Source organism: Kaistia algarum (assembly GCF_026343945.1).
Taxonomy (GTDB): Bacteria; Pseudomonadota; Alphaproteobacteria; order Rhizobiales; family Kaistiaceae; genus Kaistia; species Kaistia algarum.
Genome location: NZ_JAPKNJ010000001.1, coordinates 2,728,658 through 2,747,136, shown reverse-complemented (window position 1 = coordinate 2,747,136; position 18,479 = coordinate 2,728,658). Strand labels below are relative to the sequence as shown.

The window sequence follows — 18,479 nt, the reverse complement described above, 5'->3', positions numbered from 1 at the left end:
CCACAGCGGCATCCGCTCAACGAAAAGGCCGGAACATTGTCCGGCCTTCTCAATTCCGCGGCGGCCAATGGCCGGAGGATCGGCTTACTGGGCCGGCTGCGTCGCCGGCTGCGCCTTCAGGGCAGGATCGATGATGTCGACCTTGTTGTCCTTGCGCAGGTTGGCGACCGTCTGCACGAACAGATCGCGCAGCACCATCTGGCGCACCTGGTCCTTGACCTGGTCATAGCTCGGCAGCGGCTGCTTGCGCTTGTCCGTCACCTTGATGATGTGGAAGCCATACTGGGTCTTGACCGGGGTCTCGGTATATTTGCCGACCTCAAGGGCGAAGGCCGCCTTCTCGAATTCCGGGACCATCTTGCCCTGGGTGAAATAACCGAGATCGCCGCCCATCTTGGCCGAGCCGGGATCCTGCGACTTCGCCTTGGCGATCGTCGCGAAATCGGCACCGGCGTCGAGCTCCTTGATGATCGCCTTCGCCTCGTCCTCGGTCTTGACCAGGATGTGGGCCGCCTGGACTTCTTCCTGCGGCGTGACCTTGGCGATTTCCTGCTCGTAACGCTGCTTGACCGCCTCGTCGGTGGTCTTGCCCTCGATCTCGGCGCGGAAATACTCGCTCCGCAGCGCCTGGGCCCGCAGCAGCGCGAGCTGGCTCTGGAACGTATCCGACTTGTCGAGGCCGGCCGCCGTGGCAGCGGTCGCCATCAGCTTCAGATCGATCAGAACGTCGAGAACGGCCCGGCGCTGATCCTCCGGCGGAACCTTGGCGATCTGCTCGCCGAAAGCCTGGGCGGCGAGGCCGAGATCACCTTCGGTGATCGGCTCGCCATTGATCGTCGCGACGACCGTCTTCGGGTCGATCGGGGCTGGAGCCGGAGCGGCGGCAGCAGCCGGCGCCGTGGTTGCGGCCGGCGCCGCATCATCGGCATGAGCCGGTGCGGCGAGCGCGATCAGACCGAAAAGCGCCAGAGCCGATCCGCGCAGTGCGAGCCGACGCGGTGAGTGACGTGACGTCATCGAATTGTCCTGTTCCATTACAGACGCTGGGTGGGTCAGGGCGCGTCCGACCGCTGCGGTCGGGTGCCCCAGATTCCTTGCTGTTGCTGCATTATCAGGCCAGCCGGCACCGCCGCGGCCACGTTGACATCCTGGGTGCCCCCTCTTATCTGTCTCGGGTCTCGGCGTCCAGAACGCTGTTGACGACCGAGGTGTCGGCGCTTCCCACGGTTTCCGGCCCGAGAGCCCCTAGCGAACCGGCGCAGCTTCGCCCAATTGAGGGCAAGCAGCGCCGTATGAATATTCAAGGATAAGCCATGGCCGGTCTCGGTTCTCTAGCGCGCAAGATCTTCGGATCCTCCAATGACCGGCGTGTGAAGAGCTATCGTCCCAAGGTCGCGTTGATCAACGCGCTGGAGGGAGAGCTCTCGAAGCTCACGGATGATCAACTTCGCGCGAGAACGGGGGAGTTCAAGAGCAAGATCGCCGCCGGCGCCAGCGTCGACGACATCCTGGTCGAGGCTTTCGCCACCGTTCGCGAGGGCGCCAAGCGCGCGCTCGGCATGCGCCATTTCGACGTGCAGCTGATCGGCGGCATGGTGCTGAACGACGGTGACATTTCCGAGATGAAAACCGGCGAAGGCAAGACGCTGGTCGCGACGCTGCCGGTTTATCTGAACGCGCTGACCGGCAAGGGCGTCCACGTCGTCACCGTGAACGACTACCTCGCCAAGCGCGACGCCGAGTGGATGGGGCGCCTCTATCGGTTCCTCGGCCTCTCGGTCGGCGTTATCGTGCACGGCCTAGACGATGACGAGCGCCGCGCGGCTTATGGCTGCGACATCACCTACGGCACGAACAACGAATACGGCTTCGACTATCTGCGCGACAACATGAAGTACGAGCTCGGACACATGGTCCAGCGCGGGCATCATTACGCAATCGTCGACGAGGTCGACTCGATCCTGATCGACGAGGCGCGCACGCCGCTGATCATCTCCGGTCCGCTCGACGACCGCTCCGAACTCTACAACCTCATCGACACGTTCATCCCGCGGCTGCTGCCCGAGGATTACGACATCGACGAGAAGCAGCGCTCGGCCAGTTTCACGGAAGCCGGCAACGAGAAGCTTGAGCAGTTGCTGGCCGAGGCGGGCCTCCTGAAGGGCGACTCGCTGTACGACGTCGAGAACGTAACCGTCGTCCACCACATCAATCAGGGCCTGCGCGCGCACCGCCTGTTCCAGCGCGACAAGGACTACATCGTCAAGAACGACGAAGTCATCATCATCGACGAATTCACCGGCCGCATGATGCCGGGCCGCCGCTATTCGGAAGGCCTGCACCAGGCGCTGGAGGCCAAGGAACACGTCCAGATCCAGCCCGAGAACCAGACGCTGGCCTCGATCACCTTCCAGAACTATTTCCGCATGTATGAGAAGCTGGCCGGCATGACCGGAACGGCGCAGACGGAAGCGGCCGAGTTCATGGACATTTACGGGCTCGAGGTCATCGAGATCCCGACCAACGTCGCCGTCTCTCGCATCGACGATGATGACGAGGTCTATCGGACCGCGGCGGAGAAATACAAGGCGATCATCCGCGTCATCCGCGACTGCAGCGAGCGTGGCCAGCCGGTTCTCGTCGGCACGACGTCGATCGAGAAGTCGGAACTCCTCTCCGAAATGCTGAAGAAGGAGAAGGTTCCGCACCAGGTGCTGAACGCCCGCTATCACGAGCAGGAAGCCTATATCGTCAGCCAGGCCGGCGTTCCCGCCGCCGTGACGATCGCCACCAACATGGCGGGCCGAGGCACCGACATCCAGCTCGGCGGCAATCTCGACATGCGACTTGAGCGCGATCTCGAAGGCATTGTCGACGAGGCCGAGCGCGAACGCCTGACGGCAGAGATCAAAGCCGACATCGCCGCGAAGAAGAAGGTCGCTCTCGCGGCCGGCGGCCTCTACGTCATCGGCACCGAGCGCCACGAGAGCCGCCGCATCGACAACCAGCTGCGTGGCCGTTCCGGCCGCCAGGGTGATCCGGGCCATTCGCATTTCTTCCTGTCGCTGCAGGACGATCTGATGCGCATCTTTGGTTCCGACCGCATGGACGGCATGCTGCAGAAGCTCGGCCTCAAGGAGGACGAGGCGATCGTCCATCCCTGGATCAACCGGGCTCTGGAAAAGGCGCAGCAGAAGGTCGAGGCCCGCAACTTCGACATCCGCAAGAACCTTCTGAAATATGATGACGTCATGAACGACCAGCGCAAGGTCATCTTCGACCAGCGCGTCGAGCTCATGGCCGAGGACGACGTCGCCTCGACGATCGACGACATGCGCCGCGAGGTGACCATCGACCTCGTTGCCAAGCACATCCCGGAAAAGGCCTATCCCGAGCAATGGGACGCGGCCGGCCTGCATGAGCAGTTGAACCAAGTCCTCAATCTCGATCTCCCGATCGTCGAGTGGGCGGCCGAGGAAGGCATCGCCGACGCCGAAGTGCGCGAGCGCGCGCTGAAGGCCGGCGACGAGGCCGCGGCCTCCCGCACGGAACGCTTCTCGCCGGAAGTGATGCGGCAGGTCGAGAAGGCCGTGCTGCTGCAGACGCTGGACCATCTCTGGCGCGAGCATCTCGTCACGCTCGACCATCTGCGTCAGGTGATCGGCTATCGCGGCTATGCGCAGCGCGACCCGCTCAACGAATACAAGACCGAGGCGTTCGAGCTGTTCGAAGCCATGCTGGAGAATCTTCGCCAGACGGTGACGTCGCAGATGATGCGCGTCGAGATCATGCAGTCGCCGCCGCTGATGCCGCAGGAGGCCGAAGACCTCCAGCCCGTGCATCTCGACCCGACCACGGGCGGCAACGAGATGGACGAGGCCTTCTTCCAGAGCTTCGCCGCCGCGCCCGACTTCGATGCGGTTGCCGTCGATCCGAACGATCCGACGACCTGGGGCAAGGTCCAGCGCAATGCGCCCTGCCCCTGCGGCTCCGGCAAGAAGTTCAAGCACTGCCACGGCCGCTTCGCCTGACGGCGAGGCGCTTCCAGGGAGGCGCGGCATGGTTGGACAGCCGCAATCGGCCGAGCCTCTCGATGCCGCCAAGCGCCGCTCGGTTCCGCCTGTCATCTGCTACGAAGTGGACCGGCTGCCGCCCTATGACGCTACTTTCTACGAACGGGCACGCAGCGGGCTGACGAAGATCGCGGAAATTGTGGTTCCGCCGCGCGAGGCGCGCACCTTCACGGTTCCGGCGGGTCATGTCTGGCGCATCGTCAGCATCGATGGCCCGCAAGTCGGCGACCTCAATCTATGGAATGCGCACGATCTTTCGGAACGGTTCTTCAGTGGCAAGACCCGCGCCCTGCATGCGACGCACGTCACCACAGGCCATCGGCTGTGGAGCACGTTGCCGAAACTGAGGCCGATGGCCACCATCACCCATGACACGCTGGACTGGTATGGTTTCGACGCCGATGGCGGCGGTGTCCACGACGTAATCGGTACGCGCTGCGACCCCTATACCAATCGGCTGCTGAAGGGCACCGATTACCACCATTGCTGCCATTCGAACCTGACGCGGGCGTTAGCGCTCGATCGGCAAGTGTCCTTGGCCGAGGCTGAGTCGCATATCCATGACGTGCTCAATGTCTTCATGTGCACCGGCTTCACGCACGACACACATCAGTACTTCATGAAGGCAAGTCCGGTGCGGCCGGGTGATTTTCTGGAATTCTTCGCCGAAATCGATCTTCTCGGCGCACTGTCGACCTGTCCGGGCGGAGATTGCGGCACCAAACACTCGGACGATATCGCGCTGTGCTACCCGCTCGGGATCGAAATCTATCGCCCGGCGAAAGACGCGCTGGCCGCCTGGCAACCGCCGTCTTCAAACGCCTATTCGGGCAGTCACGGCTTGTAAGCTTGGGCCTGACGACCTTTACCGCCAGATCGTCAGATAGCCGGCACGTGCGCCTGCCGGCGCCAGGTTGACGCTTAGCCCCAGGGCATCTTGATCTTGAGACGCTGCAGGAAATTGCCCTTGGCCGGCGGCGGCGTCTCGGCCGCTGGCGCGGACACGGGGCGCAGCGGCGAAGGGACAGGCAGTGGCATTTCCGGCGCGGGCACTCCGCCGACGGCGGCCATGACGACGTCAGGGGATTCGGCGCTGGCGGGCGCCGTGGCAACACCGGCCGCCTCGGCAAGCGCCGGAGCGGCTTCCGCAGCCGGTACGTCCGCGACGGCGGGAGCCGCGGCCTTCGCGGCGGCGGCTTCGGCCTCAGCGGCCTTCTTCTGCGCGTCTGCCGCGGCCTTGGCGCTGGCAGCCTGATCTTCGGCCTGGAACCTGGCCGAGGCGATCTGGAAGGCAGCGTTGTCCTGCGTCTGCTTCTGCTTCACGGCGGCGTCGAGCCAGGCCGGAACGCTGTAGGGCGGACAGGGCGCGCTGGCGTTGAGCGCCGCGCCGCCGGCATCCACGTCGAAGACGTAGCGCTTGTTACACACCTGGACGACCGGGACCTTCTTGGTCACCTCGAAATGGTCGTTCCCCTCTTTCAGCATCACCCAGAAATCGAAATTCGGGTCGTTGCGATGCTTCGCCATGTTCTCGGGCGTCATGCGGAACGGATAGAGATGCACCTCGAAGGCACGCTGCCCGCCGTAGAAGGCATCGCGCGCCAGAGCGTAGATCTCGCCCGCCGCCTCGTCGGTCATGGAATAGCAGCCCGCCGAAGAGCAAGCTCCGTGGACCATGATGTTAGTGCCGGTGCGACCGAGCGAGCGGTCGAAAGCGTTGGGGAAGCCGATATTGAACGATAGATAATAGCTCGAATTCGGGTTCATCTGGCCGCGCGTGATCGTGTAGAAGCCCTCCGGCGCTTGCCGGTCGCCTTCCTTGATCTTGGGGCCGAGCTTGCCGGACCATTTGCAGATCGAATAGGTCGTGAGCAGCGCATATTGGCCGTCGCGACGCTGCTTCCAGACTTCGAGTTCAGAGGATTCCTTGAAGGCGCGGATATAGATCGGCGACTTCGGGTCCATCTCCAGCTTTTCCATCTTGGCGGTAAGCTTCGCCGAGACGGGCTTCTGGTCTTTCGGAATGCCGGATTCCTGGCAGGCGGCCAGCAGCAGCACAGCCATCAGGAGCAAGGCCCCGCGGCAGATGCGCGTGATCAGGTCGGATGCCTGCATGAACTTCCCTCAAGCATCGCCGCTCCATCCGGGGTGGAAGGCGCCTGCGACACGACAGGGTCGGCGACGCCACGGCCCGCCATACCCCGAATCGACGCGCGGAGCATTACCCGCAAGACCGGCGGAATCGTGTCAAAGGCTGCGGCCGATCGCAAGAAACTTCTCGCGGCGCTGGCGCTTCAACTCCGCGCCGGAAAGACCTTCCAGCGCGGCAAGCGACGCGCCGATGGCATCGCCGACGGCAGCGATCGCCGCAGGCGCGTCGCGATGGGCGCCGCCTACGGGCTCCGGCACGATCTGGTCGATAACGCCGAAGCGATAGAGATCCTGCGCGGTGATCTTCATGTTGGTCGCCGCGTCCTGCGCCCGCGTCGCATCCCGCCACAGGATCGACGCTGCGCCTTCGGGCGAAATCACGCTGTAGATCGAGTGCTCCAGCATCACGACCTTGCTGGCGGTGGCGATCGCGATGGCCCCGCCCGATCCACCCTCCCCGATGATGACCGAGACGCTCGGCACCGCCAGCGACAGTGCCGCCTCAGTCGATCTCGCAATCGCCTCGGCCTGACCGCGCTCCTCGGCATCGATGCCGGGAAAGGCGCCGGCCGTATCGACCAGCGTGATCACAGGCAGATCGAAGCGCTCGGCGAGTTCCATGATGCGGACCGCCTTGCGGTAGCCCTCGGGACGAGCCATGCCAAAATTATGGCGCAGCCGCGTCTCGGTATCATGGCCCTTCTCCTGGCCGATGATCGCCACAGGACGGTCGCGAAAACGGCCGAAACCGGCGAGGATCGCCTTGTCCTCGGCAAATTTCCGATCGCCGGCCAGCGGCGTGAAATCCGTGAAGAGGTGCTCGGCATAGTCGACGAAATGCGGGCGGTCAGGATGGCGGGCGACGAGCGTCTTCTGCCACGGCGTCAGCTTGCCATAGATATCGACCAGCGCCTGGGCGGCCTTCGCCTCCAGCTTGGCGATCTCTTCGCCGATGGCAACCGCATTGCCGCTCTCGCCGAGGGCACGCAATTCCTGAACCTTACCCTGAAGGTCGGCGACCGGCTTTTCGAATTCGAGAAAGGTTATCATCCAGACCTGCGAACGAGGCAAGATCGACCCGGGGACGGCAGGACCGACACCCCGAAAGCGGGCGCACACTGGCTGCAAGGCCTTGCGGTGTCAAGCTGAAGCGGCGACCGCGGCGGCCTTGATCCAACAACAAAAAGCGCGCCACGAGGGCGCGCATTCTTGTCGAAGGGTCGGCGATCGGGGGTTTCGCCGGCCCAGGGGAGGTCGACAAGCGGGCGGCGATACTCTGCCGCCCGATGGCAAAAGGTGGTCCGGTTCGGCAAGAGAACCTCGGGGGGCTGGGGGGCTGAGAAATTCCGAAGTTCCCGCCAAACCGGACCGTCTGAAACCATGATGCTAAAATCGTCCCGCATTGCGGCTGGTGGCGGGCCGAAAAAGGGCAAAACGATGAAAAATGCGCCCCGACCTTCACGGCTTCGTGAGAGCGGGCGCCTGGCGGTGCGCCGAGGACAACAGGGCTTCAGCCTTGCCAGCCAGGGACTTCGGCGCGATCATGACAGGACCAAGACAGGGCATTTGCGAGCGGCCGAAGGGAGGCGCGATTGAGCGGAAGCGACGACGAGCCGATAGCCGGGGGCGGCGCGACGCTGGTCGCGCTCGCCGGACGAGCTCCGCCCTCCCCCCGCTATGTCGCCTTCGACCGCCATGAGCTCAACCAGATTCTCCGCGTCTATGGCCGCATGGTTGCGGCTGGAGAATGGCGCGACTACGCGATCGACCATCTGAAGGACAAAGCGGTGTTCTCGATCTTCCGCCGCACCTCGGAAATGCCGCTGTTCCGCGTCGAGAAGGACCCCTCGCTCGATCGCCGCCAAGGCGCCTATTCCGTCATCGCCGCGGGGGGCTACATCATGAAGCGCGGCCATGATCTGCGCCAGGTGCTGACCATCCTGGACAAACAGCTGAAGCTGGTCGAGGGCTGAGCCCATCCAGCCGCCCCATAGAAAAAGGGCGCAGCCGAGACCGCGCCCTTCTTGTCTCTGCGGTGACGATGGATCAGCGGCGATCGCCAAACAGACGCAGCATCATCAGGAACAGGTTGATGAAGTCGAGATAGAGCGTCAGCGCGCCCATGATCGCCTTGCGGCCGGCGAGCGTGCCGTCGTCATTGACCGAGTACATCTCCTTGATCTTCTGCGTGTCGTAGGCGGTAAGGCCGACGAAGATGAGCACGCCTAGGATCGAGATCGCGAAGCCGAGGGCCGACGATCCGACGAAGATATTGACGATCGAGGCAATGATGATGCCGATCAGGCCCATGAACAGGAACGAACCGAAACCGGTCAGATCCCGCTTGGTCGTGTAGCCATAAAGGCTCATCGCGCCGAAGGTCGCGGCGGTGATGAAGAACACCTGCGTGACCGACTGGGCGGTGTAGAGGACGAAGATCGTCGTCAGCGACACGCCCATTAGCGCCGAATAGACCCAGAACGTCAGCTGCGCCGTCGCCACCGACATCTTCTGGATGCCGAAGGACAGCACCATCACCAGCGCGAACGGCGCCAGCATGATGACCCACATCAGCGGGCCGCTGAACAGCGTCTGTCCGAGCGCGGTGCGCTCGATCACGCCGCCATTGTCGACGAAGGCCAGCTTGAACATGCCGATCGAGGCGGCGCCGGTGATCAGCAGGCCGATCGCCATGTAATTATAGACCTGCAGCATGTAGGAGCGCAGGCCCTGGTCGATAACACCGGTTCCGGCACGCGCCGCGCCAAACGGTGAAACGCGATTGTCGAAATCTGCCATCGAAGTCCTCTCCGAAAATCTTGCCCGCGCCATCGGCGCAGCATTCCCGCCCTTGCCTGCCCTTGAGCCGCATCGGAAGGGATATGCCCGCGATATGGCCCCTGCCCCCTCTAGGCGCAAGAGGACGGCATGTCGGTTCGGGGGCGATCGTAAACGAAGCGGGCGGCGGAGCCTATAGGTTTCTGAGCACCGGCGCGGCCTTGCGGCCGAGCAGGCGCCAGGTACCGAGAAGACCCAGCAGTACGGTGAGCACAACCGCCGCCACGGCGGCGGCAAGGGCTTCCGCCGGCGAATAGAAGAAGCTCTGCTTCATGACGCCGGCCACGACGGCAAAGGCGGCGAGCGAGCCGACGCCGACACCAAACACGGCGGCGCAGAGCCCGAGCAGGCCATATTCATAGCCGAAGGCGAAGAGAAGCTGCCGCCGGGTGGCGCCCAGCGTCTTCAGGATCACCGTATCGCGCAGCCGGCCCTGCAGCCCTGCCGCCAGCGCGCCGGCGAGGACCAGCACCGAAGCGGCGAGCGCGACCGAAGAAGCGGCACGGATCGCCACCATGAGCTGCTCCAGGATCGACGATACCCGGTTGAGCGCTTCGCGCACGCGGATCGCCGTAACCGTAGGATAGGCTTTGCCCACGTCCCGCATCAGCGAGGCTTCCCGCGCCGCATCCGGCGTGCCGGGCAGCGACAGCGTCGTCAGCGCCGTATAGGGCGCACCGGCAAAGGTCGACGGCGAGAACACCATGACGAAATTGATCGCGAGGCTCTCCCAGTCGACTTGGCGCAGATTGGCGATCTTCGCCGTGATCTCGCGCCCCAGCACATTGACGGTGATTGTGTCGCCGACCTTCAAGCCTAGGCCACGCGCGACGCCGGCCTCCATCGAGACCAGCGGCTCCCTCGCATCGTCCTTCCACCATTCACCCTCGACGATGCGCGAGTTCTTCGGCGGGGTCGCCGAGAAGGTGACGCCGCGATCGCCCTGCAGCACCCAGGCGCTGTCGGCCGCCGGTTTCACCTGGTCGGACGGCGTGCCGGCGACGCGGGTGATCCGCCCGCGCAGCATCGGCACGCTCTCGATCCTCCCGCCGGGCGCCGCCTGTTTCAGGAAGGTCGAGAACGGCTCAAGTTGGTCGCGCTGGATATCGAGGAAAAAGAAGCTCGGCCCGTTGGCCGGCATCGAGCCCTTGAGTTGCCGCTGCAGGCTGCCGTCGATGAGCGCCAGCGTGACGATGAGGGCAAGGCCGAGCCCGAGCGACAGCATCACCGAAGGGGTCAACGCGCCAGGCCGATGCAGATTGCCGATCGCATAGCGCCATTCGGTCGAGGCTGGCCGCGGCGACCGCTTGGCGAGCGCCATCACCAGCCAGCCGATTCCGCGCAGCACCAGGAACGAAGCGGCGATGGCGACGACGAAGACGATCGCGATCCGCCGGTCATAGGCAAGCCACACGGCCAGCGCGGCAAGCACGGCGCTGGCGGCCAGCGCCCCGGCGAGGAAGGAAAGCCGGATCCGGCTACGCTCCGATCCGTTCATGTCGCGGAACAGGGAAGCGGGCGCGACATCGGGAATACGCCCTAGCGGCAGCAGCGCGAAGGCGAGCGCCGTGACGAGGCCATAGAGTGCCGCCGTGGCGAGCGAAGCGAGATGCAGCCCGCTCTCGGCCCCGACCGGGAGCACATCGGCCAGGAATCGGATCGCCACCACCGGCACCAGCGCCCCGACGACGAGGCCAATGGCGATGCCGACCAGGGCGATCAGCAGGATCTGGCAGAGATAGAGCGCGACGACGAAACGCGACTCGGCGCCCAGCGAGCGCATCGTCGCGATCACGGGCCTTTTTCGATCGATGAAGGCCGCAACCGCATTGGCGACACCGACGCCGCCGACGACCAGCGCGGCGAGGCCGACCAGCGTCAGATATTGCGTGAACTGGTCGATGCTACGCCGAAGGCCCGGCGAGGCGTCGTCACGCGTGCGGATCTGCCAGCCGGCATCGGGAAACGCGACTTTCGCCGCCTCGACCAAAGCGGCCGGGTCGCTATCGGCGGGAAGACGCAGGCGGTAGCTCCATTGCACCAGACTGCCGGGCTGGACGAGTTTCGCCGCATCCAGAGCCGCACGCGTGACAAGCAGCCGCGGGCCGAAGCCGAGGCCGGTCGCCAGCTTGTCGGGTTCGCTGCCAATCGATCCGACGAGCGTCAGCCGCGCAGTGCCCAGATCGATCGTGTCGCCAACCTTGAGATCGAGACGAGTAAAGAGTTCGGGATCGGCCAGGGCGGCGAGCGGCGCGGCAGAATCAAGAGTGGCCGTCCCAGTCTCCGCCTCAATGGCCCCATAGAGCGGATAGGCGGCATCCACCGCCTTCACCTCGACCAGCGTCTGGTCCGAGCCGTCGGCGCGGCGGGCCATGCCGCGCAGGGACGCGATCTCGGAGATATCGCCCTTGGAACGCAGGAAGGCGAGTTCGGCCGGATTGGCCTGGCGCTGCACCAGCGTGAAGGCGACGTCGCCGCCAAGGATCGCCCGCCCCTCGCGCGCCAACCCTTCCGTCATCGAGCGCGACACCGATCCGACCGCGGCAATCGCTGCGACGCCCAGAGCGATGCAGGCGAGGAATACGACGAAGCCCGAAAGGCCGCCGCGCAGCTCGCGGAAGGCGAAGCGGAGCGGCAGCCACACGGCCGAGCCGGCGGCGCGGTTCATTCGGCCGCACTCCGGGCGGCGGCCGAACGAACCTGCGGCTCCTCCAGCCGGCCCGAATGGACGCGGACGGTCTGCTCGCATCGGCCGGCCAGCGCTGGATCATGCGTGACGAGGATCAGCGTCGCCCCGCGTGCCGCGGCTGAGGTGAACAGCAGCTCCGCGATCTGCCGGCCATTCGCCTCATCCAGATTGCCGGTCGGCTCATCGGCGAAGACGATCGCCGGCTGCGCCACCAGCGCGCGGGCTATGGCGACGCGCTGCTGCTCGCCGCCCGACAGCGCGCCGGGATAATGATGCAACCGCGCGCCGAGCCCGACGAGCTTCAACTCGGCCTCGGCCCGCTCGAAGGCATCGCGCACGCCTGAGAGTTCCAGCGGTACGGCGACGTTTTCGAGCGCCGTCATGTTGGGAATGAGATGGAAAGACTGGAACACGATCCCGACATTGCGACGCCGGAACCGCGCCAGCCTGTCCTCATCGGCCCCGGACAGGTCCTCTCCGGCCACGACAAGCCGCCCCGCATCGATCCGCTCCAGCCCCGCCATCACCATGAGCAGAGTCGATTTTCCAGATCCGGACGGCCCGACCAGGGCAAGCGACGTGCCGGAAGCAACCTGGAGCGAAACGCCCTTCAATATGTGGACGCGGGCCGCGCCCGATCCGAGCGAAAGCTCGACATTTTCGACTTCGACGGCAAAAGAGGCGTCTCGGTATGGTTGGCTCACGATCGGCTGCCCTATATTGCGTGCGCGCCGATCCCGGCACATCGGTTCCATATGGGTGCAATGCAACAATGATAAAGGCCCCAGCCCTTCTTTCGCTACTCCTCGTCGTCGCGGCCTTCGCGGTCACTACCGTGCCCGCCCGCGCGGCGGCGGTCCGGATCGTCGCCCTCGGCGACAGTCTGACGGCCGGCTACGGCCTCGGCCCCGGCGAGGGCTTCACCGACCAGTTGCAGGCAGCGGTGAAATCGTGGGGACAGGATGTAGAGATCGTCAATGCCGGCGTCTCGGGCGACACGGCGGCGGGCGGCCTCGCACGGCTCGACTGGTCGCTCGGCGAGGGCGCGGATGCAGTGATCGTCGAGCTGGGCGCCAACGACATGCTGCGCGGCTTCGATCCAGCCGAGACGCGGGCTGCGCTGGGCTCGATCCTGAAGCAGCTGAAGGCAAAGAAGCTGCCCGTGCTGCTCGTGGGCATGCGCGCCGCGCCCAATCTCGGGCCTGACTATGCTGCGCGTTTTGAGCCGATCTACGAGCAACTGGCCGAGCAATATGGCGCGATGCTATATCCCTTTTTCCTCGACGGCGTCGCCGGCCAGCCCGCCCTCCTCCAGGCGGATGGCCTCCACCCCAACCGGGCGGGCGTTGCGGTGATCGTCAAGCGAATCTTTCCCGCCGTGGAGCGCCTGATCGCGGAAATTCCGCACTGACGGCGCCCTCCTCCCACCGACCATGCCAGGCGCAGGCCTGACGGAGCCCTTCATGAAATATCGCCCGCTCGGACGAACCGATCTCGCCGTGTCTGAGATCTGCCTCGGCACCATGACCTGGGGCCAGCAGAACACCGAGGCCGAAGGCCATCAGCAGATGGACTACGCGCTGGATCGCGGCATCAATTTCTTCGATACGGCTGAGCTTTATTCGATCCCGCCCAAGGCCGAGACGCATGGCTCGACCGAGCGGATCATCGGGTCCTGGTTCAAGGCGCGCGGCAACCGCGACAAGGTCATCCTGGCGAGCAAGGTCGTCGGCCGCACCGCGATGGACTGGTTCCGCGGCGGCCGCTCCTCCCGCCTCGTGCGCGAGGACATCCTCCACGCCATCGAGGGTAGTCTGAAGCGGCTCGGCACGGACTATATCGACCTCTACCAGCTGCACTGGCCCGATCGCCACGTCTCGCTCTGGGGCTCGAACCCGACCCGCTACGACCCACCGCAGCCCGCGGTCGACGAAGTGCCGATCGAGGAGACGCTGGGCGTGCTGGACGATCTGGTTCGCGCCGGCAAGATCCGCCATGTTGGTCTTTCCAATGAGAGCGCCTGGGGCACGATGAAGTTCGTGTTCGCTGCCGAAAGCGGCAAGGGCCCGCGCGTCGTCTCGATCCAGAACGCCTATAACCTCCTGAACCGCACCTTCGAGGTCGGCCTCGCCGAGATCGCGGAGCGCGAGCAGGTCGGGCTCCTCGCCTATTCGCCGCTGGCGCAGGGCTATCTCTCCGGAAAATACCAAGGCGGCGCGCGTCCCGCTGGCGCCCGCACCACGCTCTTCAAGCGCGGTGATCGTTATGAGAAGCCCGGAACCGAGGCCGCGATCGACGCCTATCTGAAGGTCGCGCGTGACTTCGGCCTCGATCCGTCGCAAATGGCGCTCGCCTTCGTCACCACGCGACCCTTCGTCACGTCCAACATCATCGGCGCCACGACGATGGAGCAGCTCGCCGCCGACGTTGATTCGGTGGACGTCGCGATCACGCCCGAAATCGCGGCGGCGATCGACGCCGTTCACCAGCTCGTCGGCAACCCCAGCCCCTGAGGCGACAGGGCGCGGCGGCAATTGCGGCTTTACAGGCTGCGGCCAAACCGCAATGCTTTCGACATCCTTCGTCGATTCCTGCAAAGGGGGATGCCGATGCCGCGCCTTTTCACCGCGCTCGAAGTTCCGGCCGAAGTGGGAGACAGGCTGTCCCTGTTGCGGGGCGGCCTGCCGGGAGGCCGCTGGATCGACGCGGAAAATTACCACGTCACATTGCGCTTCATCGGCGATATCGACTTCCGTACCGCCGACGAGATCGTCGATGCCCTCTCGCGCGTGAAGCGGCGGGACATCGAGCTGCAATTCGACGGACTGACCGCCTTCGGCACGTCGAAGCCGCATTCGCTGGTCGCGAAAGTGGCGCCGTCGCGGGCGCTGGCCGAATTGCAGGCCGAGCATGAGCGGATCATCCAGAAGATCGGCCTTCCGCCGGAGGGACGCCGCTTCACGCCGCATGTCACCCTGGCGCGCCTCCGCGGGACGCCGCAGCGCGAACTCGCCGACTATCTGGCCCTGCGCGGCGGCTTCTTCGCCGGCCCCTTCGAGGTGAACCGCTTCGTCCTGCTCTCGTCGAAGGATTCGACCGGCGGCGGACCCTATCTGGTGGAACAGACCTATCCGCTGGCGGAAGCAGCATGAAACGCCTCGGCGCCGCCGAGCGCGACGCGGCACTCGCCCGGCTCAAGGGCTGGAAGCTGGACCATTCGGGCGACGCCATCACGCGTACCTTCGTGTTCGCAGATTTCAGCGAGGCCTTCGGCTTCATGACCCGCGTGGCGCTCGCGGCCGAAAGCCTCGGCCACCACCCGGACTGGTCGAATGCCTACAAGACCGTCACCGTGACGCTCACGACCCATGATGCCGGCGGCCTGACGGCGAAGGACTTCGAACTGGCCGGCCGGATGGACGTTTTTGCGGCCGGCTGAGTCGCCGCCTATCCAAAAACAGGCGTGAAGGTGGCCCCGCCAAAGGCGTCGCCCTGCAGCCTTTGTACGCCCCAGCCCGCCAGCATCCGGACCGACTCCTCATCCGTCACCCATTCGGCGACCGTCTCGATGCCGAGTTCGGAAGCGAGACCGGCGAGATGGCGCACGAAGAGCTGGTCTTCAGGTGAGGAAGCCAGGTTCTCGACGAAGCTGCCATCGATTTTGACGATGTCGACCTTGAGCGCCCGAAGGCTGCGAAACGAGGTATAGCCGGCGCCGAAATCGTCGATGGCAAGGCGCACGCCGAGATCGTGAAGCCGCGCAACGAACTTCGTCATGTCGTCGAGGTTGCGAATCGCGCTCACCTCGGTGAGCTCGACAATGAGGCGGCGCCCCGCTCCGGGAATGCGCGAGAGCCCATCAGCCAACTTCGCCAGCCAGTCCGGCCCGGCGGCCGTCTCGGGGGCCACATTGACGGAGAGGACCGCCTCCGCGTCTTGCGCCAGCGTGCCGAAGACGAGATCGAGCACGGCGAGATCGAAGAGGCGCGATAGGCCGAGCCGCTCGGCCAGCGGCACAATTTGCGCCGCGGGAGCGACGGCTCCATCCGGCTGGACGAGGCGGAGCAGCGCCTCGTGGTAGACCGGCTGGCGGGTGGCTATATCGATCACGGGTTGGAAGGCAAGTTTCAGCCGCCCTTCGGCGAGCGCGCCCACCAATTGGCGCGATAGCTCGGCATTGTCCTTGCGCTCCTCGGCCCGGGCAAGGGACGAGGCGAACGCCATGAACCGCCCCGAACCACTGGCGCCGACAAGCGCCAGCGTCTCCAGCGCCCGCTCGATGGCCTCTTCCCGCCGCCGCGCATGGCGCGGTATCGCAACCGCCCCGATCGATATGGTTACCGATATCGATACGTCGTCCGTCGTGACGACATCTTCGCCCACGGCGGCGATGAAGCGCTCCGCCGCGATCGACATTTCATTTTCTTCGCAATGATTGAGCAGGATGCCGATCCGGTCCGGCGCAAAGCGTCCGATGACATCGCTCTCCCGCAATCGGCCACGGATTCGCTGCGCGACGGCAGCGAGGACCAGATCGGCGGCATGCATGCCATAGGCTTCGTGGATCAGCAGCAGATTGTCGATTGCCACCACCAGGAAGGCGGACGGAACGCGAAGCTTCAGCGACTGCTCGATTGCCTCATCAAGGCGATCGAGCAGGTGCGAGCGGTTGAAAAGGCCGGTCTCCTCGTCATAGCGCGAGAGGAAGGCGAGCCGCTCCTCCCGCGCGTGGCGTTCATTGACGACGCGCACGACGCCCTCGGCCCGCGCGGCCTGCCTGCCGCCATCGGCGTACCAACGACCGCAATCCTCGATCCATAGCAAGGGACCGTCTGGGCCGAAGGGACGCACCGAATATTCGATCTGGTAGGAAACCCCGTCACCTGGATCTTGGATCGACGAGGTGAGAATATGATCGGAGCGGGAAACACCGCTGGCTTTCTCGACGAGGCCGGCAAAGTCACTTCCCGTCGCGAGGCTCTCCATCGAGACGAGCCCGAACACGGCCGCCGCGCCGTCGCTCCATTCGATCCGGTCTTCGGCGATCGACCAGCGATAGGCAGCCTCACCGATCCTCGCGAGGATCTGCTCGACGGGCAGGCTCTCCTTCGGCATTCGACGCCCCCACCCGTCGCAGCCAAGCGGCGGCAACACAACTTTCCGTTGGAGCGCCGACACTCTCACGTCAGGAAACGCGCCGCAATCACCCCCGCGGCAGCCGGACAGTCATCAAACAAAAAGGCCGGCGCAAGGCCGGCCTTCAGCAGCATCCGCTGATAAGATCAGCTCTCGCTCTTCGGCGTCAGGATCTGACGGCCGCGATACATGCCGGTCTTCAGGTCGATGTGATGCGGACGGCGCAGCTCGCCCGAGTTCTTGTCTTCGGTATAGGTCGGCTGGGACAGGGCGTCGTGCGAACGGCGCATATTGCGCTTCGACGGCGACGTCTTTCGCTTCGGAACTGCCATTTCTCGTCTTCCTTCGTCACAACGCCTACAAACCGGCGGCGCGCCGCCCGGCAGGGCATCGCAGTGGATTTTGAATGCGGCCTTATACAGAGGTCGGCCCGGCTTGACCAGCCGGACCGCGCAAAAACTTCGCGGGCGACTGCGTCCTCAAGCCGAGAGCGCATCCAACTCCGCGACGATCGCCGAACCCATCGCGTGGGTTCCGACCTTGGTCGTGCCCTCGGTGAAGATGTCGGCGGTGCGCAACCCCTTGCCGAGCACGCCGGCGATGGCGCGGTCGAGCAGGTCGGCGGCTTCCACCAGGCCGAAGGAATAGCGCAGCGCCATGGCGAAGGAAGCGATCATCGCGATCGGATTGGCGATGCCCTGGCCGGCGATGTCCGGCGCCGAACCATGCACCGGCTCATAGAGCGCCTTGCGCCGGCCGGTCGTGGCATCCGGCGCGCCGAGCGAAGCCGAAGGCAGCATGCCGAGCGAGCCGGTCAGCATCGCCGCGACGTCGGAGAGGATATCGCCGAAGAGATTGTCGCAGACAATGACGTCGAACTGCTTCGGCCGGCGCACGAGCTGCATGGCGCAATTGTCGGCGAGCACATGTTCGAGCGCGACATCGGCATATTCTTCCTTACCGATCCGCGTCACGATCTGCTTCCACAGCACGCCGCTCTTCATCACATTGTGCTTCTCGGCCGACGCGACCCGGCTGCCGCGGGTGCGGGCGAGATCGAAGGCGACACGGGCGATGCGCTCGATCTCGGGCGTCGTGTAGAGCTGCGTATCGACGGCGCGCTTCTGTCCGTTCTCCAGCGTCACGATCTCCTTCGGCTCGCCGAAATAAACGCCGCCGGTGAGTTCCCGCACGATGAGGATATCGAGGCCCTCGACCAAGTCGCGCTTCAGCGAAGAGGCGTCGGCCAGCGCCGGATAGCAGATCGCCGGGCGCAGATTGGCGAACAGCGCGAGGTCCTTCCGGAGCCGCAGCAGCGCTGCCTCGGGACGCACCTCATAGGGAACGTCGGCCCATTTCGGACCGCCGACCGCGCCGAACATCACGGCGTCGGCTGCAAGCGCCTTGGCCATGGTCGCCTCGGATACAGCCTTGCCATGGGCGTCATAGGCCGACCCGCCGACGAGGTCCTGCTCATATTCGAACGAGGCGACGCCACGCTTGGAAAACCAGTCAATGACCGTCTGCACCTCGGCCATGATTTCGGTACCGATGCCGTCACCCGGCAGGAGGAGGAGGTTATAGCTGGTCAT

Annotated in this window: 16 protein-coding genes; 7 read left to right on the top strand and 9 right to left on the bottom strand. The window is 65.1% G+C overall.

The genetic code is table 11. The features are described from left to right. Positions 1–84: 84 nt before the first annotated feature. Entirely contained in the window at positions 85–1,017 is a 933-nt protein-coding gene (locus tag OSH05_RS13165; protein WP_104219844.1) for a peptidylprolyl isomerase, read from the bottom strand. A gap of 296 nt (positions 1,018–1,313) precedes the next feature. Between OSH05_RS13165 and secA the strand changes: the two genes are divergently transcribed. Continuing rightward, on the top strand, positions 1,314–4,031 hold the full coding sequence (gene secA / locus OSH05_RS13160; RefSeq protein ID WP_104219789.1) for a preprotein translocase subunit SecA: 2,718 nt from the start codon (positions 1,314–1,316) through the stop codon (positions 4,029–4,031). 28 nt (positions 4,032–4,059) lie between these two features. Further along, complete coding sequence (locus OSH05_RS13155; protein ID WP_104219788.1) at positions 4,060–4,920, top strand: urea carboxylase-associated family protein; 861 nt, start codon at positions 4,060–4,062, stop codon at positions 4,918–4,920. 74 nt (positions 4,921–4,994) lie between these two features. Here OSH05_RS13155 and OSH05_RS13150 read toward each other — a convergent pair whose 3' ends face one another. Beyond that, complete coding sequence (locus OSH05_RS13150; protein ID WP_207778769.1) at positions 4,995–6,188, bottom strand: L,D-transpeptidase family protein; 1,194 nt, start codon at positions 6,186–6,188, stop codon at positions 4,995–4,997. Between the two features lie 132 nt (positions 6,189–6,320). Then, positions 6,321–7,274 (bottom strand): acetyl-CoA carboxylase carboxyltransferase subunit alpha, encoded by a 954-nt coding sequence (locus tag OSH05_RS13145; protein ID WP_104219787.1) that lies wholly within the window; start codon positions 7,272–7,274, stop codon positions 6,321–6,323. Positions 7,275–7,861: 587 nt separating this feature from the next. Here OSH05_RS13145 and OSH05_RS13140 point away from each other — a divergent pair. Next, positions 7,862–8,197, top strand: coding sequence for a DUF2794 domain-containing protein (locus tag OSH05_RS13140; protein WP_266352400.1), 336 nt, complete (start codon positions 7,862–7,864; stop codon positions 8,195–8,197). Positions 8,198–8,270: 73 nt separating this feature from the next. Here the strand turns inward: OSH05_RS13140 and OSH05_RS13135 are convergent, their stop codons facing one another. The 3 genes from OSH05_RS13135 to OSH05_RS13125 all read right to left on the bottom strand — a co-directional run bounded on the left by OSH05_RS13135 (position 8,271) and on the right by OSH05_RS13125 (position 12,455). Beyond that, on the bottom strand, positions 8,271–9,023 hold the full coding sequence (locus tag OSH05_RS13135) for a Bax inhibitor-1/YccA family protein (RefSeq protein WP_104219785.1): 753 nt from the start codon (positions 9,021–9,023) through the stop codon (positions 8,271–8,273). A 172-nt stretch (positions 9,024–9,195) separates the two neighbouring features. Continuing rightward, complete coding sequence (locus OSH05_RS13130) at positions 9,196–11,730, bottom strand: ABC transporter permease (protein ID WP_104219784.1); 2,535 nt, start codon at positions 11,728–11,730, stop codon at positions 9,196–9,198. Next, positions 11,727–12,455 carry an ABC transporter ATP-binding protein gene (locus OSH05_RS13125; RefSeq protein ID WP_266352310.1) on the bottom strand — a complete coding sequence of 243 codons (729 nt, stop codon included), beginning with the start codon at positions 12,453–12,455 and terminating at the stop codon, positions 11,727–11,729. The genes OSH05_RS13130 and OSH05_RS13125 overlap by 4 nt, the downstream gene beginning before the upstream one ends. A 68-nt stretch (positions 12,456–12,523) precedes the next feature. On the opposite strand from OSH05_RS13125, the gene OSH05_RS13120 reads away from it, so the two are divergent. The 4 genes from OSH05_RS13120 to OSH05_RS13105 all read left to right on the top strand — a co-directional run bounded on the left by OSH05_RS13120 (position 12,524) and on the right by OSH05_RS13105 (position 15,190). Continuing rightward, on the top strand, positions 12,524–13,162 hold the full coding sequence (locus OSH05_RS13120; RefSeq protein ID WP_104219782.1) for an arylesterase: 639 nt from the start codon (positions 12,524–12,526) through the stop codon (positions 13,160–13,162). A gap of 52 nt (positions 13,163–13,214) precedes the next feature. Next, entirely contained in the window at positions 13,215–14,264 is a 1,050-nt protein-coding gene (locus OSH05_RS13115) for an aldo/keto reductase (protein ID WP_104219843.1), read from the top strand. A gap of 96 nt (positions 14,265–14,360) precedes the next feature. Next, complete coding sequence (thpR, locus tag OSH05_RS13110) at positions 14,361–14,903, top strand: RNA 2',3'-cyclic phosphodiesterase (protein ID WP_104219842.1); 543 nt, start codon at positions 14,361–14,363, stop codon at positions 14,901–14,903. Next, the gene (locus OSH05_RS13105; RefSeq protein WP_104219781.1) at positions 14,900–15,190 is read left to right on the top strand and encodes a 4a-hydroxytetrahydrobiopterin dehydratase; all 291 of its coding nucleotides are present in this window, start codon (positions 14,900–14,902) and stop codon (positions 15,188–15,190) included. Before thpR ends, OSH05_RS13105 begins: the two co-directional genes overlap by 4 nt. A gap of 8 nt (positions 15,191–15,198) precedes the next feature. Here OSH05_RS13105 and OSH05_RS13100 read toward each other — a convergent pair whose 3' ends face one another. The 3 genes from OSH05_RS13100 to leuB all read right to left on the bottom strand — a co-directional run bounded on the left by OSH05_RS13100 (position 15,199) and on the right by leuB (position 18,479). Continuing rightward, positions 15,199–16,866, bottom strand: coding sequence for a bifunctional diguanylate cyclase/phosphodiesterase (locus tag OSH05_RS13100; RefSeq protein ID WP_104219780.1), 1,668 nt, complete (start codon positions 16,864–16,866; stop codon positions 15,199–15,201). A gap of 167 nt (positions 16,867–17,033) precedes the next feature. After that, positions 17,034–17,219, bottom strand: a complete 186-nt coding sequence (gene rpmF / locus OSH05_RS13095; protein ID WP_104219779.1) for a 50S ribosomal protein L32 — start codon at positions 17,217–17,219, stop codon at positions 17,034–17,036. A gap of 147 nt (positions 17,220–17,366) precedes the next feature. Next, entirely contained in the window at positions 17,367–18,479 is a 1,113-nt protein-coding gene (gene leuB / locus OSH05_RS13090) for a 3-isopropylmalate dehydrogenase (protein WP_104219778.1), read from the bottom strand.

What these genes read in the sequence shown, in the direction of transcription:
- OSH05_RS13165 (WP_104219844.1), bottom strand. Translation starts at nt 1,017, where the DNA reads ATGACGTCACGTCACTCACCGCGTCGGCTCGCACTGCGCGGATCGGCT.
- secA (WP_104219789.1), top strand. Translation starts at nt 1,314, where the DNA reads ATGGCCGGTCTCGGTTCTCTAGCGCGCAAGATCTTCGGATCCTCCAAT.
- OSH05_RS13155 (WP_104219788.1), top strand. Translation starts at nt 4,060, where the DNA reads ATGGTTGGACAGCCGCAATCGGCCGAGCCTCTCGATGCCGCCAAGCGC.
- OSH05_RS13150 (WP_207778769.1), bottom strand. Translation starts at nt 6,188, where the DNA reads ATGCAGGCATCCGACCTGATCACGCGCATCTGCCGCGGGGCCTTGCTC.
- OSH05_RS13145 (WP_104219787.1), bottom strand. Translation starts at nt 7,274, where the DNA reads ATGATAACCTTTCTCGAATTCGAAAAGCCGGTCGCCGACCTTCAGGGT.
- OSH05_RS13135 (WP_104219785.1), bottom strand. Translation starts at nt 9,023, where the DNA reads ATGGCAGATTTCGACAATCGCGTTTCACCGTTTGGCGCGGCGCGTGCC.
- OSH05_RS13130 (WP_104219784.1), bottom strand. Translation starts at nt 11,730, where the DNA reads ATGAACCGCGCCGCCGGCTCGGCCGTGTGGCTGCCGCTCCGCTTCGCC.
- OSH05_RS13120 (WP_104219782.1), top strand. Translation starts at nt 12,524, where the DNA reads ATGATAAAGGCCCCAGCCCTTCTTTCGCTACTCCTCGTCGTCGCGGCC.
- OSH05_RS13115 (WP_104219843.1), top strand. Translation starts at nt 13,215, where the DNA reads ATGAAATATCGCCCGCTCGGACGAACCGATCTCGCCGTGTCTGAGATC.
- thpR (WP_104219842.1), top strand. Translation starts at nt 14,361, where the DNA reads ATGCCGCGCCTTTTCACCGCGCTCGAAGTTCCGGCCGAAGTGGGAGAC.
- OSH05_RS13105 (WP_104219781.1), top strand. Translation starts at nt 14,900, where the DNA reads ATGAAACGCCTCGGCGCCGCCGAGCGCGACGCGGCACTCGCCCGGCTC.
- OSH05_RS13100 (WP_104219780.1), bottom strand. Translation starts at nt 16,866, where the DNA reads ATGCCGAAGGAGAGCCTGCCCGTCGAGCAGATCCTCGCGAGGATCGGT.
- rpmF (WP_104219779.1), bottom strand. Translation starts at nt 17,219, where the DNA reads ATGGCAGTTCCGAAGCGAAAGACGTCGCCGTCGAAGCGCAATATGCGC.
- leuB (WP_104219778.1), bottom strand. Translation starts at nt 18,479, where the DNA reads ATGACCAGCTATAACCTCCTCCTCCTGCCGGGTGACGGCATCGGTACC.